We start from the raw sequence: 13,525 nt of genomic DNA on the forward strand, positions 1-13,525 counted from the left end.
AAGTTTTAAAAACGTTCAGTATTCTGAGCGTTTTGACGATTATTTTGGCAGGTTGCCAAACCATGATCGAACCTGAGCAAAAGCCGCCTGCTGCACCTGAAAAAAAGGCAGATATCCATGACCCTTCTGGGGTCATTATTACTCCTTATGACCATCCAGAAATTAAGCGTCAACGTATCGTTATTCCTGAGCAGAAAACCCAAATTCAAAAGTTTGATGATGGTCGCGACTTACCTGCATTCAAAAAATTGATGCAAACTACGCAAACCGCTTATGCCAAAGGAAAATGGAATGAAGCTGAAAGTGCGGCAACTCAAGCACAGCGTTTGGCACCACAATCTGCGGAAACTTTTTTATATTTGGCAATGATCGCCAATCGAAAAAATCAACCTGCGAATGCAGAATCGTTGGCACTGCGTGGATTAAGCTATGCTCAAACCAAGCCGATGAAACAACAGCTTTGGAATGTTGTTTTAAAAGCTGGTCAAATGCAAAAGAAAAGCAGCACCATTCAAAAAGCCCAACAAGCCATCAAAGCTCTTTAAGCACCCATAAAAAAGCCTGATCTTAATTGAGATCAGGCTTTTTTATTTAAAACATACTAAAAGTAAGTTTATTTCTCATAGTTATTATTAAATAATGTTACGCAGTAACATAGAAGCATAATTTGATCTAAATAAAAGTACGATACACGGTAACGTCATCTGCAAGCGTTTGAGACAAGACTACATCTATTTAAAAATGTTTGCGATACTTTGGATAAATTGACGCTAGTGAACGAGTTTTGTCAGTGAGGTGCATTGCACCGCAAGATGGTTTCCTTGTGAAGCACGCTTCTCATTTTGCCTAATGAGAAGCATCGTTTCGTAAGAGTACCTCCAGCCGAAGGCTAATCCCTTTACTCAATCTCTAGATTTAAGACTCCGTCGTATCGGTTTAAAAATCATTTTAAAAATGCGTAATTATTTTTACGGGCGTAACATCAGTAAATAGCTTACAAATAGTAAGTCTATTTCTAACCAACCTTCACTGAATTTTACATAACGACTTTCAAATACGACTTTAATTCAATATACACATTCTAGTTTCTAAAAACTGCGAATACCTGCCACCCCATAAGCATGATACTGCTGTGCAATAGGTAGCAATTCAGGACGCATGCCACCTAAAGCAAAAACAGGGATTTCTATGCTTCGTGTAATCTCAGAAAAATGCGCCCATCCCATACTTTGCGCCTCTGGATGACTTTGTGTCGCCAGAACTGGGCTCATAAAAATAGCCTCACAGCCAATTTTTTGCGCATGCAGTGCAGAAACTTGATCATGACAAGCGACGATATAGCGCTTCCCAAGCTGTAAATCACCTTTATTTTTTTTCAGCAATTGGTGTTGCTTAAGATGTAAAGCCGAAATATGTGCTTGCACCTCTGTAGAGAGTAATGACCATAGATCTTCATTAATTATCAATTGCTTTAAAATCACGGTAGGTAATTGATTTAATGCCTCTGCATTTTCTGCGCTGGCATCGACTCGCCAATAATACAACAGCGTCTCTTGAAGCGTTTCAAATGTTGGTAGATCGGCGGTGATTTTGATCTGTTGCTGCCAATATAAGCGCTGCAAAATAGCTTGATTGGCCTTTGGAAAATTTAAGCTCATGAGTTGTTGACGTGAATACCAGGCCCATGGCTTTTGGATTTCATTCAGCAACGCATGCGGGACGGTGGCATGAAATAAATGCAATTTCACAATAACATCATCGTATTCATGTTGAATAAAATCAAAAGCATGCCAGTCATGTAAACCAATTCCAACCTCTTCAAAAATTTCACGACGACAAGCCTGTTCAGGACTTTCACCCTGCTCGACTTTACCGCCCGGAAACTCATGTTTATTGCCCTGATGTTGTTTTGCTTCACGCCAACCCACCAGTACTTTGTCTTGATGCAATAAAATCGCAATGGCGACATCAATTTGCGGTTTAGACATAGTTCCCTGCTCTCTACTCTGTTCCGATTGATAACCAAGTGTAAGCAAATTTATCTTTTTTATAAAATCCTAAAATTACCGTTGACAGGCCTATTCGATAATGATTATCATTTAAACCATTCAGAAATACACCACGGAGTCGACGGAATGAACGCACCATTTAGCCTTTTTACTCGTAGCAATGAAGCACACCACTCACTTCCAATGCTACATTCAAACAACCTTTTTGCTTTAGGACGTGAAATTCGCATTATGCATGCAGGTGAAGAATATCGACTACGTTTAACACGAAATAATCGCCTTATTTTGACCAAATAATTTCTGATAAAAATAATAATTATCAGCGCAATAAAAATAATCGTGGACACAAGCAGTAAGCCATTCGCTTACTGCTTTTTAAGTTTTGTACTTAGTTAAATTAAGCTTTATAGCTACTCAAACTTAATTTAAATCGCAACACTCATCTTCCTCTCACAATACTCTTTCGCTCAAATTCAATAGGGCAAATTATGTTTTTAGCGGATTGGAAAAATGAGTTGTACCTTTAAGCCACCCAGTTCAGATGCATCCACACTTAAATGGCCTTGATGTAACTGTACAATTTTTTGGGCAATTGAAATACCTAAACCTGAACCTTGCGTCTTCGTTCCCAATACGCGGTAAAACCGCTCGCCAATACGTTGCAATTCTGCGGCTGTCAGTCCTGCACCTTGATTTTCAATCGTCCAAACCGCCTGCTGTGCTGTTACCGTTAAATCAATCTTGACCTGTCCTTGCGTAGGACTATAGCGAATAGCGTTATCGACTAAATTGCGTAGACAGCTAAACATCAACTCTGCGTTCATCTCAAACTGTACAGACTGGGTCTGTAGCTTCAATTCGATCTGCTTTTCTTCAATAAAAGGCTGTAAAGCGTCAAGGACTTGTAAACTCAGCTGTTCTAAGTCGTCTTGTTTTTTATCTAATTGCTCCGATTGCGTCGGGTCGAGCCGTGCCAAAATTAGTAGATTTTCCAACACGCGTGTTCCTCGATTAACATCGTGCTGTATGCTCAATAAATCCTGCTGAATGTCGGGATATTTTCGTTTTAATACCTGAAGTCGCATTTGAATCGCAGACAGCGGTGAGCGTAATTCATGTGAGGCATCGGAGGTAAAGCGTTGTTCCGCCTCTAAGGCTTGATCTAATCGGTTTAATAAAAAATTCAGCTGTGTTTGGATCGGTTCTAGTTCCTGTAATACAGGTTCAGGTAAAACAATGGCTTGTAAGTCATCTACATTTTTTTCAGCGATTTGTTTTGAAAAGAGCTTTAGAACTTTCAATTGACGTTTAATAAAAATATGCAGTAATAGCCATTGGATCAACCAGACAATCAACAGAATCCCTGCATAGCCTAGTACGCTTTGCAGCGTTTCCCTCAGCCGTGTTTTCATCGGTTGAATGATTTGTACGGTTAATCCATCGTCCTGAAGTGCATAGCTACGCCAAAGCGCGCCTTCTCTCCATTGATAATGCAACCCTTGTTTTAAATTGGGCTGATGTTCAAATGCTGTGTGTTGTTCCGATGTGGTTAAGACTTGCGACCCTTGCATGAGTTGATATTGCATATCAAACTCTTCACTCAGTTCATCTATTTGTTCGTCTTGCTTCAGCGTGAGATCAGTAGCAGTAAGCATATCTGCCACTTCGTCCATCAGGGCATCGTGTACATTCATGATGTGATAAAGACCAAATCCCAACATCAGACACAGGGAGATTGCTCCCGCCCAAATTGCACTGAGCAGTGAGGTTTTAATCAGTTGCGACTGTAAGGAAATGCTTTTTTTATCACTCATAGACTTAGCTTTGTTGCGGAAGATTCATGCGATAACCCAACCCCCTTAAGGTTTTAATGTAATCACTGCCAATCTTCTTACGCAATTGGTAAATAAAAACTTCGATCGCATTACTTTCCACTTCATCGCCCCAAGCATAGAGTGATTCTTCGAGTTGGCTACGCGTCATAATATGCTCAGGATTTAACATCATCTTATGCAAGATTTGATATTCACGCGAAGTCAACGTAATCAGTTCCGCGTTTTTACGCAGCGTTTTCGCTTGTACATCTAAACTTAAATCCCCGAAAGTCAGAGAATTATCACGCTGTTGATGATGCAAGCGTAATTGGGCACGTACCCTTGCTGACAACTCTTCTAAGCTAAAGGGTTTCACCAAATAATCATGGGCTCCCAGATCTAAACCTTCAACACGATCTGCAATACTGTCCCGAGCAGTAATGAATAAAACTGGTGTAAGCGGATGCAACTGTACGATACGTTTTAAAATTTCATCACCAGTTACTTTTGGTAAGCCACGATCTAAAAGTATGCAGTCATATTGATGTTGTTCTAAAGCCAAAATAGCGTGATCGCCTCGCTCAACCCAATCGACACTGTAGCCATCCATTTCAAGCCATGTTTTTATACTGTCGGCTTGGGATGTATCATCTTCTGCCAATAAAATTCGCATCTTACCTACCCTATTTCTATGGTTCCGACTTCAGTGTATCGAACTTTTGCTCATATCTACTCATATCATAAAAAAACCACAGCAAGCCGTGGTTTTTTTATGGAGCAGCACTGAAATGAATAACAGGCTAAATTAAAATTTTACTTGATCGACATCAACTTCAACGCGTTTCGTCGGTTTGTAATCAATGTCGATTTCTCCAATGAGCGTTACCGGTGTTTTAGCTGAAATCGCTTTGCCTTGCCAAAGTTCATCATCAATATCCACCGTAATGCTGCCTGTGCTATCGCGGAACTGATATTTTTCATCGCCCATCGATTTGACAACATAACCTTTCAATTGAACTTTACTATCATCTTTTAAGCCTAAGGCATGTTTCACTGATGTGGTTTTCATCGGTGCAACAGCTGTTTGATTAACTGCTGTATTCGCGACTGCAACCGATGCCACACCTGCAAATGCTAAAACACATACCGATTGAGTGAATGTTTTCATCTTCGGTCTCTCTTACTTTGTCTATTTCGATAGCGCTATTTAAACAAAGCAAGATGAGTCGAATCTTAAGCTGCAAAGACGTTTTTATTTATTTGATCAAACCATTAGTTGAGCGGTACGACACGCAGGACTTCCTCTAAAGTCGTCACCCCTGCAAGTACTTTACGCGCACCTGCAATTCGTAATGGTTCGACATGCTCTTTACGTGCCTGTGTACGTAATTGGGTTAAATCTGCATTGGCACCAATCAATTGCTTGGTTTCAATACTGAGCGGCATAAATTCATAAATCCCCACACGGCCTTTATACCCCGTTTGACGACATTCATCACAGCCCACCGCCTCGTAGACAAAATCAGGCATTTGTATCGCATATTCAAAGGTCAAATGTTTCCACTCTTGTTCATTGATAAAAGTCTCACGCTTACAATGTGGACAGAGTTGACGAACTAGACGTTGTGCCAAAACCCCTAAAATGGTCGCTGCCGTTAAAAAAGGCTGAATCCCCAGATCATGTAATCGCGTCAAACTCGATGGTGCATCATTGGTATGTAAAGTTGAAAGCACCAAATGACCTGTTAATGCAGCTTGGATTGCCATATTTGCCGTATCATGATCTCGGATCTCCCCGACCATGATAATGTCAGGGTCTTGACGCATTAAAGCCCGTACACCATCGGCAAAGCCTAGATCAATCCCTGTATTCACCTGCATTTGGTTAAAGCTTGGCTCTAACATCTCAATCGGGTCTTCAATGGTACAGACATTCACTTCTTCGGTTGCCAATTGTTTGAGCGATGAATAAAGCGTGGTGGTTTTACCCGAACCCGTCGGACCAGTCACTAAAATAATACCGTGACTATGACTGGTTAAGGCCTTCCAATCATCTAACAGACGCCCTTCAAAACCGAGCTGTTGGAAACTACGTACCAAGACTTCAGGGTCAAAAATACGCATGACTAACTTTTCACCAAAGGCTGTTGGCAGCGTCGATAAACGTAGCTCTGTTTCTTGGCCTTTGGGTGTACGGGTTTTTAAACGTCCATCTTGCGGTTTACGTTTTTCAGCCACATTCATCCGACCTAAGATCTTAATTCGCGAGACCACGGCTGTCAGGGTATTTGCGGGCATGTTGTAGATGGTATGCAATACGCCATCGATACGAAAACGCACCTTTCCTGTATCTTTACGCGGCTCGAGGTGAATATCACTTGCACCTTGTTCGAAGGCAAACTGTAAGACCCAATCCACAAGCTTCACAATATGCTGATCATTGGCATCTGGATTTTGTGTATCACCTAATTGTAATAGTGCTTCAACGCCTTTATTTTCACGGTCATAACTCGATGATTTTTGCGAATTACTGACTGCGCGACTCACTTGGTAATATTCAACCAAATAACGCTGTAGTTGATCTGGACTGAGCAATACACGCTGAATCTTCCGTGGTAAAACTGTTCTCTCTAAATTGGCAATCCATTCATTTTTATAAGGTTGATCCGTTGCAATCAGCACATGCTCATTTTGTAATTCCACCGCTAAAATGCGATTTCGTACTGCAAATTCTTGCGACATAATAGCTGTCAAAGCAGGCACGTCAGCTTTTAAAGGATCGATAATATAAAACGGTACACCAGACTTTTCTGCTAACCATTGACAGAGTCTATTCAATGTTAAGGTAGACTGTGGATGACTCTGATCGACTAAATTAAAATTGGCAATCCATTGTAAAGGATGCCATTTCAACTGCTCACGCTGACGGTGCGTGGTTTGAATCAGTATTTTGTCCCGTTCAGTAATACGTCCATCTTTTTGTAATTGGTCTAAACACCAAGAAGTGTCAATTTCAAAATTAAAAGTCATTGTTCTATGTTCCCCAAACATAAAACCACTATAGCAAAAAATTCTAAAGGCACGCTTGTGTCATTTGTGTTTTGCACATAGATTTTCTGAAAGCATACTATTTTTTTTATTAATGAAATAATTCATAAATTTAAGCTATAATAAAGTTGCCTATCAGGGCTTTATAATTACGATATAAGAAGATTTATGATGAAAATAAAAATATTAGCAATTTGTACCATGACTATTCTTAGCTTAACTGCCTGCGGCGGTGGCGGTGGAAACTCAACCTCTAATAATGACTCCAGCGAAAATCCAACGATACCAAATGCTGCTTTCCAACAGTGGTCAACTTTTGAACTCGACAGTGAAAGTGATGTGCTGTCATACGAAAGTGATACTGCAACTATCGATAATGGTAAACTATATACTTCAGAAAGTAGCGATTCATTTATGGTCACAGCGAATGGCTTGTATGATGAAGGATCTCTACACAGTTCGTATGGCTATCTGAATGGCAATATATCCATTGCAAATAATGTGTGGACGCTAAGTCCTCATTCCTCTATTAATTCATCAGGTCTAAAAATTACGACAACAATGAAGTCCTTCAATCTTGAAGGTGAAATCCTAGCATCTCAGGTTGATGCCTATAATTATTGGATCATAAAAAATAATATTACTGATTCAAGCAACTATATTTCTAACGATGCTCTCAAATACTTAACAGCTATTTCAAATGTTAAGTTTCCCGCTGGTTCTCGTTGTTTACAATTAAATAAAGTATCAAATAGTGAACAGTATTTAGATTTAACAGATTCCTCAGATAGTTACAGTCAAAATTTTTTAGCTGACTGGTGGACTGATCTTAGTACAGATATTACTGCGAAAAAATACATCATGAAAGATACTGTAGCCTATACCTTAGCTGATGATGAGAGTGAATATGGTGTAGCTCAATATAAAAATCGTTTTTATGACGCTTACCTATCTCCTAAAGGAGTGGAATACAATATGCAGGATTTAATTAAGGTTATTGATAATTGGATAAATACTTCAACTAATCCTACTCAAAAAACTCAATTTTTAGAGTTTAAACAATTAGCTGAGAACTCTTGCAGCATGTATAACGATGTTGCTCTTAACGCAATCAAACAAAGTTTTGCAGCAAATAAATAATTTACACATTTAATAAAAAAGGAGCTAAAAGCTCCTTTTTTATTGAGATATATCAATAATCAGAATTTGTAGATCACAGACCTGAAATTTTACATTCAATCCACCAAATAACATGCCATACACACGTTCATCATCATGCTGATAAGCAGGACGTGGATCTAAACTCAATACTTGTTCCAGTTCTGCTTTTAATTGTTCGGTTAAATTGCCATTATTCAAAAATACCTGTTTTTGTTGCTCAGCGTGCTCTGACCAAATCACAGATTTTCTTTCTGGCTCATCCTGCGCATAACCACTTTGCGCATCCATCACTGAATCTGAATATTGAATATATGGTTTGATATCTAAAATTGGCGTGCCATCTAACAAATCACTACCGACAACATAGACACGTACCGATTTTCCGACTTTTTTCACCCCTTTGAGCTGCACAACCGACAAGCCCATAGGTGACGGCCGGTACATACTTCGTGTCGCAAATACCCCGATTTTTTGATTACCACCTAAACGAGGTGGACGAACTTGCGGACGAAATTTTGTCGAATCTACATTTTTATTTTCATGAAACTGCCAAATCAACCAAAGATGACTAAAATCTTCAATCCCTTCGAAAGCCAATAAATCGTTATAAGGTTCCACCATTTCAATATAAGATTCGACTTGCACCAAATTCGGCTGACGTGGAATACCAAATTTTTCTCGGTAGGGAGATTTCATATACCCGATAATTGGCATTTTAAGCTCAGACATAATCACTTTTTCTGATAAGTTCAATTAAATATATTCAGTTTATCGAGAATGATTTTAGATTAGAATAGTAAGCTGTTCTAATTTGATAATTTTATTGAGACCTTTAATGGCTGCTTTTAACGTCGAAAAGATTACTCACGTCCACCATTGGAATGACACTTTATTCTCTTTTAAAACCACTCGCGATACTGCGTTACGTTTTAAAAACGGTCAATTTGTGATGATCGGCCTTGAAGTAAATGGTAAGCCTTTAATGCGCGCTTATTCTATTGCAAGCGCAAACTATGAAGAAGAATTAGAGTTTTTCTCTATTAAAGTTCCAGACGGTCCTTTAACGTCTATTTTACAAAAAGTTAAAGTTGGCGATGAAATTTTAGTGTCTAAAAAACCTACAGGCACTTTAGTTCTAGATGACTTAAACCCTGGTAAAAACTTATACCTACTTTCTTCAGGTACAGGTCTTGCACCGTTCCTTTCAGTGATTCGTGACCCTGAAACTTACGAACGTTTTGAAAAAATCATCGTTGTACATGGTACTCGTTTCATTTCGGAATTGGCTTATCAAGATTTAATCTTAGATGAAATTCCTAACCACGAATTCTTTGGTGAATTAGGCGCGAAAGAAAAATTGGTTTACTACCCTACTGTAACTCGTGAAGAATTCCATACTCAAGGCCGTGTAACAACTGCCATTGAAACTGGTCAACTTTTCGAAAAAATTGGGCTTCCACGTTTCAACCCTGAAACTGACCGCGCAATGCTTTGCGGTTCACCTGCATTCCTAGACGACGTTGCTGCACTACTTGACCAGCACGGTCTGAAAGAATCTCCTAAGATGGGCGTTCTAGGCGACTACGTGATTGAACGTGCATTCGTTGAAAAATAATTAGTTTGAATCAGATAAAACGAGGCTTTTGCCTCGTTTTTTATTACTGCTAATTCATCCCACTTGGTATTTTAAATTTGGCATATAGAATCGCTTTCTAAGGGTTTCTCTTCAGGTTCATTTTGTATCTGTTCATATATAGGTCCAAGTTTTTTATCAGTTCTACGTCCTTTCCAACTACGATTAGACTCATATACAGTTCTCTGTCTAAAATAACTAAACGGCTCTACATTTGCCACAAACCCATATTTAGAGTCATGTATATAATTTGAATAAAAATCTACAGCTTCTTGAGAGACGTCTTTTTCCCAACTTTCCAACTCCCACTCATCAATATGCACAAGCATTTCATACAGTTTAAATGCAGGATAAAAAATTCTAAAAAGGTGTTTTACACCCGTAATATTTGACTGATTAAATGTAGTATAGTTCTTTGTCCACTTAATACGTTCAACTTCAGTTGCCATATCAGCAGGTCCGGTTGGAAACTCAAAACCATCCTCCTCCCTAGAAATTTGGCTAACTGAACGCGAAGCATTTGCTTGCTCAATATCACCATTAATTAAATGTTTTTGTCTTCTTCGGTGTAACGTTCCATAAGAACCATAATATAATTTCATGTAATTTTGGATATCATGTTCTGTAACACCAGTAGAAGCACCTACTTCTTTTTTAACTGAATTAAATAATTGTTGTGTTTCTTCATTAATCTTGAATTCTTTTTCAAATAGTTCTTTATGTTCGCTTTCTAATTTTAAATAGTCAAAAATTTTTACATTCGCTGATACTGCAGCATCCATCATATGTTTTAAAGGTATTCTTGCGAAATTATTATCTACATTTTGTGAATTTGGCTGATAACCTCCTCCAACATCTGAGTGCATACCAGGATAAACTATTTCTTTCCACGTTTTTGGATTGGCTAATTTGCCATCTTTACGTATTAAATCAACAGGAAAAGAAAATCTTAATTCATTACCAGCAACCAAATGCAAGCAATTTTTAACCCTAGGATCAACTACCATATCCCGCCCTCTAAAGCTCAACTTATTCGGCATATTCGTAGCTGGTAAACCAAATGAAGCTACAGTATCAAACAATCCAAGAAATTGAATATCCAAAGGTATTTTTTCAGATTGTCCTGCTAGACTGTAGTTTAAACTTAAATCTTTACTTTCGTTATTCCAAATCATTTCATTAGAGAACACTCGTGCCAATGCAGCACCGCGGGAAAAACCAAAAATTGATAGATTGATTTTTTTAATTAATCGATGCTGGTTTAAATTAGCTTCGATTTTTGCTTCAGCTTCAATTTTACGTTCCTCAACTTGTGGCTTAAGAATCGCTTCAGCTTGTTCAATTTTAAGTTTTAAAACGTTGGTTAACGTTTCACTAATCTGGTCTTCACCATATTCTAAGCGCCTAGATCCGCCAACTCCAGTAGCGCCACCAGTAGGAAATGTATCTTGAGAATTTGCTATTTGTTTGTCAATCCAATTATTAATCTCTCCATTAAATGGAGTTCCAACACCTGAAATGTAAATTGGATGACTTAACTGTATAGGCGTTTTTAGAGAACGCATTTCAAAGTTACTATAAGAAATAGCATTACGCCATAGTTTTGCAGGATTAGCTAACTTGGCAATTTTTTCATCATTCTCTAAATTATTTCCAGTTCCATCAAAAAAAACTGAAATATTAACTACATCAGAACAATCCTGTTTAGCATTAGGACCCTGATTAGAAACATCTTGATTACTATTCTTTATTTTCTGTAATTCATTAAACATAGTCTTCTCTTATTTTTTTTCTTTTGCATTCAATTCATCAATTATTTTTGCTCTCCACTCTAAACCTTTTTTAGTAGCACGAGGCAATTCATTTGATAAGGTAATCTCTACACTATCATCTGGATATAAATGTACTGCTAAGTATTTTTTACCTTTTATTTCTTCAGTAGTTAATATAGGAACATTGATTGCTGTATGTTTGCGGGAACTATTTGTTTCACCCCATTTAACAAATTGTGACCCAGTTAAAACTGCTGACCTTTTCGTTCCACTACCAAACCCACCGCCTAATTCTTCTTGATTTAATTCAACGATATAGGGGATATAATTAGCATCATAACCATAAGATGTTGTAGTCAAAACATATGTTTTTGTGGATCCTGTACTACACCCAACTAGACCCATCATTATAGTAATCGGCAGCATTACAATTTTTTTTAAAACATTCATTAACTTACCCTTAATTTTAAATATACAATTTTTAAATTAGTAATTTATTACTATTCATAGTATTTAAATCACTATAAATGCACTAGCTCAGTTGCATCAAATCTTCAGCTTCTTCCATTGCCTGATCCATATTGATGATTTTATTTTTTACTTTTAAAAGAACACTTTGCAAAAACATATCACTTTCAAACTTATCTTTATAAATCAATGTCAAACATATAAAATTTAAAATATCTCTAGTGCCATTTAGCGAATATTCTCTAGCCTTTTTAAGCATTTCAATAACATATAAATACAAGTCCCAATTATTGAATGACTTTATCAAAAAAGGATTATTTAATTTTAAATAATAAATTAGATGATCAGGAAAAGTAGCTTCGACCATTAGTTCTTCTTGTTCAATTGTAAATTCAAAGGGCTGGCGCCAGTCATAAAATATTTGTAATTCACAATTATTATAACCAATAATTGTATGTAGTTGACCTATACGATCCCAATACCACCAACTATAAATTGGCTTTAAAAGAATCTTCTTTTGTTCTTCCAATAATACTTGTTGTTGTACATATAAAGTTTTATCAGTTTTTTGCCCTACTAATGTACCAAGTATCGCAGGATCCCAAAATGCCAAATACATTTCAAGTCCCCCCTCAAACTTAACATCTATAAATTGTCTTAAGTGCGCATATAAGTCATCGAAAGTTAGCCTTGTGACAATTAAAGTCATTCGTGATGTACCAACAATCCGATGATTAATATATTCCCACTCAGAACTATTTATATTATGACTCAATTGAATTAAATGTGGTGATAACTCCGATGCTTTATCACCGGCTGCCTCAACCAATATATTACGTGATTGCAAAATGTCCTTACGTTTTAAAAAGCTACTATCTTGTGCAGCATCAATCACCCCATATATAAAATAGTTTTCTCTAGGGAATTGCTCAAAGAAACGACTTAAATCATTTTTTATTATTTTCGACATCTATTGACCATCCCCTTTATTCACAAATGCACCTCGTTGACTCGCTCTTCTTGCCAAGCATTCCCAACATACACTTTGAGGAAAAAAAGGAAGACTTATATTGACTTTCGAGCCATTTAAAAATAAATGTTGCCCGGCCTTCACCTCAAATTTTCCAGCAGTAGTTGGCAATACCCCTGCACTGCTAATCTCAATTTGACTACCACCAGCTGTCAGTACTATTTTCTTACTGGCTTTAATTTCGACTGTATCTTCCGTGGAAATAATTTGAATACCCTTTCGTGCAATCAAATCCGCCCCATCTCCTTGGGCTTGGATTTCAACTTTGCCTTTGCCTGCATACGCACGTAATCCTTCTTGTGCTGCAAATAGACTGATCTTGCTTTGTGCATGGGCAATTAAGGATTTTTGACTGCTGAGATTGATGCTATCGCCTGCACTTTGGCTGATCTGTCCATCTGCTAAAAGATGAATATCTTCCTGACTACTCACAGCAATTGAGTTTGGTGCAGATAAAATCATCAAGGCTTGTTTAAAGGCATCAGCTTTTTCTTTACTGCCTTTTTCGATTTGTCCAAGGAAGTTTTTTAGGTTATCTAAGACTTCAAGCGGGTCAGTTTGCTGGTTTTTCGCCACTTCACTTAAGGCTT

14 protein-coding genes are annotated in these 13,525 nt (G+C 37.7%); 4 read left to right on the top strand and 10 right to left on the bottom strand.

What is annotated here, in order from left to right; genetic code table 11:
• Positions 1–62 precede the first annotated feature (62 nt).
• Positions 63–545: a tetratricopeptide repeat protein gene (locus FTT92_RS05225; RefSeq protein ID WP_180085777.1), complete on the top strand. Its 483-nt coding sequence runs from the start codon at positions 63–65 to the stop codon at positions 543–545.
• A 543-nt stretch (positions 546–1,088) separates the two neighbouring features.
• Here the strand turns inward: FTT92_RS05225 and FTT92_RS05230 are convergent.
• On the bottom strand, positions 1,089–1,988 hold the full coding sequence (locus FTT92_RS05230; protein WP_180171593.1) for an NUDIX domain-containing protein: 900 nt from the start codon (positions 1,986–1,988) through the stop codon (positions 1,089–1,091).
• A 147-nt stretch (positions 1,989–2,135) separates the two neighbouring features.
• Between FTT92_RS05230 and hemP the strand changes: the two genes are divergently transcribed.
• A complete protein-coding gene (gene hemP / locus FTT92_RS05235; protein WP_078189103.1) occupies positions 2,136–2,306 on the top strand; it encodes a hemin uptake protein HemP in 171 nt (56 codons plus the stop codon).
• Between the two features lie 197 nt (positions 2,307–2,503).
• On the opposite strand, the gene FTT92_RS05240 is transcribed toward hemP, so the two are convergent.
• From FTT92_RS05240 to FTT92_RS05255, 4 genes are all read right to left on the bottom strand, one after another.
• A complete protein-coding gene (locus FTT92_RS05240; protein ID WP_180171594.1) occupies positions 2,504–3,823 on the bottom strand; it encodes a HAMP domain-containing sensor histidine kinase in 1,320 nt (439 codons plus the stop codon).
• Between the two features lie 4 nt (positions 3,824–3,827).
• Positions 3,828–4,496 carry a response regulator transcription factor gene (locus tag FTT92_RS05245; protein WP_180171595.1) on the bottom strand — a complete coding sequence of 223 codons (669 nt, stop codon included), beginning with the start codon at positions 4,494–4,496 and terminating at the stop codon, positions 3,828–3,830.
• 132 nt (positions 4,497–4,628) lie between these two features.
• Complete coding sequence (locus FTT92_RS05250) at positions 4,629–4,991, bottom strand: NirD/YgiW/YdeI family stress tolerance protein (RefSeq protein ID WP_180171596.1); 363 nt, start codon at positions 4,989–4,991, stop codon at positions 4,629–4,631.
• 104 nt (positions 4,992–5,095) lie between these two features.
• Positions 5,096–6,853: a GspE/PulE family protein gene (locus tag FTT92_RS05255; RefSeq protein ID WP_180027311.1), complete on the bottom strand. Its 1,758-nt coding sequence runs from the start codon at positions 6,851–6,853 to the stop codon at positions 5,096–5,098.
• A gap of 186 nt (positions 6,854–7,039) precedes the next feature.
• Here FTT92_RS05255 and FTT92_RS05260 point away from each other — a divergent pair, with 186 nt between their 5' ends.
• Positions 7,040–8,011, top strand: a complete 972-nt coding sequence (locus FTT92_RS05260; RefSeq protein WP_180171597.1) for a hypothetical protein — start codon at positions 7,040–7,042, stop codon at positions 8,009–8,011.
• Positions 8,012–8,050: 39 nt separating this feature from the next.
• Here FTT92_RS05260 and tsaA read toward each other — a convergent pair whose 3' ends face one another.
• Positions 8,051–8,761: a tRNA (N6-threonylcarbamoyladenosine(37)-N6)-methyltransferase TrmO gene (tsaA, locus tag FTT92_RS05265; RefSeq protein ID WP_180171598.1), complete on the bottom strand. Its 711-nt coding sequence runs from the start codon at positions 8,759–8,761 to the stop codon at positions 8,051–8,053.
• Between the two features lie 106 nt (positions 8,762–8,867).
• Between tsaA and FTT92_RS05270 the strand changes: the two genes are divergently transcribed.
• A complete protein-coding gene (locus FTT92_RS05270; protein ID WP_111885341.1) occupies positions 8,868–9,647 on the top strand; it encodes a ferredoxin--NADP reductase in 780 nt (259 codons plus the stop codon).
• Between the two features lie 71 nt (positions 9,648–9,718).
• Here the strand turns inward: FTT92_RS05270 and FTT92_RS05275 are convergent, their stop codons facing one another.
• The 4 genes from FTT92_RS05275 to FTT92_RS05290 all read right to left on the bottom strand — a co-directional run.
• Positions 9,719–11,437, bottom strand: coding sequence for a DUF2235 domain-containing protein (locus FTT92_RS05275; RefSeq protein WP_180171599.1), 1,719 nt, complete (start codon positions 11,435–11,437; stop codon positions 9,719–9,721).
• A 9-nt stretch (positions 11,438–11,446) separates the two neighbouring features.
• Positions 11,447–11,887, bottom strand: coding sequence for a hypothetical protein (locus FTT92_RS05280; RefSeq protein ID WP_180171600.1), 441 nt, complete (start codon positions 11,885–11,887; stop codon positions 11,447–11,449).
• Between the two features lie 82 nt (positions 11,888–11,969).
• Complete coding sequence (locus tag FTT92_RS05285; RefSeq protein ID WP_078194430.1) at positions 11,970–12,875, bottom strand: DUF4123 domain-containing protein; 906 nt, start codon at positions 12,873–12,875, stop codon at positions 11,970–11,972.
• Positions 12,876–13,525, bottom strand: a 650-nt coding sequence (locus FTT92_RS05290) for a DUF2345 domain-containing protein (protein WP_180171601.1), incomplete at its 5' end; no start/stop codon positions are given. It abuts the gene before it with no gap.

This window comes from Acinetobacter sp. YH12023, assembly GCF_013420135.1.
In the GTDB taxonomy this organism is placed as follows: Bacteria; Pseudomonadota; Gammaproteobacteria; order Pseudomonadales; family Moraxellaceae; genus Acinetobacter; species Acinetobacter amyesii.

Coding starts and splice junctions, on each gene's coding strand:
- FTT92_RS05225 (WP_180085777.1), top strand. CDS start 63: ATGATCGAACCTGAGCAAAAGCCGCCTGCTGCACCTGAAAAAAAGGCA.
- FTT92_RS05230 (WP_180171593.1), bottom strand. CDS start 1,988: ATGTCTAAACCGCAAATTGATGTCGCCATTGCGATTTTATTGCATCAA.
- hemP (WP_078189103.1), top strand. CDS start 2,136: ATGAACGCACCATTTAGCCTTTTTACTCGTAGCAATGAAGCACACCAC.
- FTT92_RS05240 (WP_180171594.1), bottom strand. CDS start 3,823: ATGAGTGATAAAAAAAGCATTTCCTTACAGTCGCAACTGATTAAAACC.
- FTT92_RS05245 (WP_180171595.1), bottom strand. CDS start 4,496: ATGCGAATTTTATTGGCAGAAGATGATACATCCCAAGCCGACAGTATA.
- FTT92_RS05250 (WP_180171596.1), bottom strand. CDS start 4,991: ATGAAAACATTCACTCAATCGGTATGTGTTTTAGCATTTGCAGGTGTG.
- FTT92_RS05255 (WP_180027311.1), bottom strand. CDS start 6,853: ATGACTTTTAATTTTGAAATTGACACTTCTTGGTGTTTAGACCAATTA.
- FTT92_RS05260 (WP_180171597.1), top strand. CDS start 7,040: ATGATGAAAATAAAAATATTAGCAATTTGTACCATGACTATTCTTAGC.
- tsaA (WP_180171598.1), bottom strand. CDS start 8,761: ATGTCTGAGCTTAAAATGCCAATTATCGGGTATATGAAATCTCCCTAC.
- FTT92_RS05270 (WP_111885341.1), top strand. CDS start 8,868: ATGGCTGCTTTTAACGTCGAAAAGATTACTCACGTCCACCATTGGAAT.
- FTT92_RS05275 (WP_180171599.1), bottom strand. CDS start 11,437: ATGTTTAATGAATTACAGAAAATAAAGAATAGTAATCAAGATGTTTCT.
- FTT92_RS05280 (WP_180171600.1), bottom strand. CDS start 11,887: ATGAATGTTTTAAAAAAAATTGTAATGCTGCCGATTACTATAATGATG.
- FTT92_RS05285 (WP_078194430.1), bottom strand. CDS start 12,875: ATGTCGAAAATAATAAAAAATGATTTAAGTCGTTTCTTTGAGCAATTC.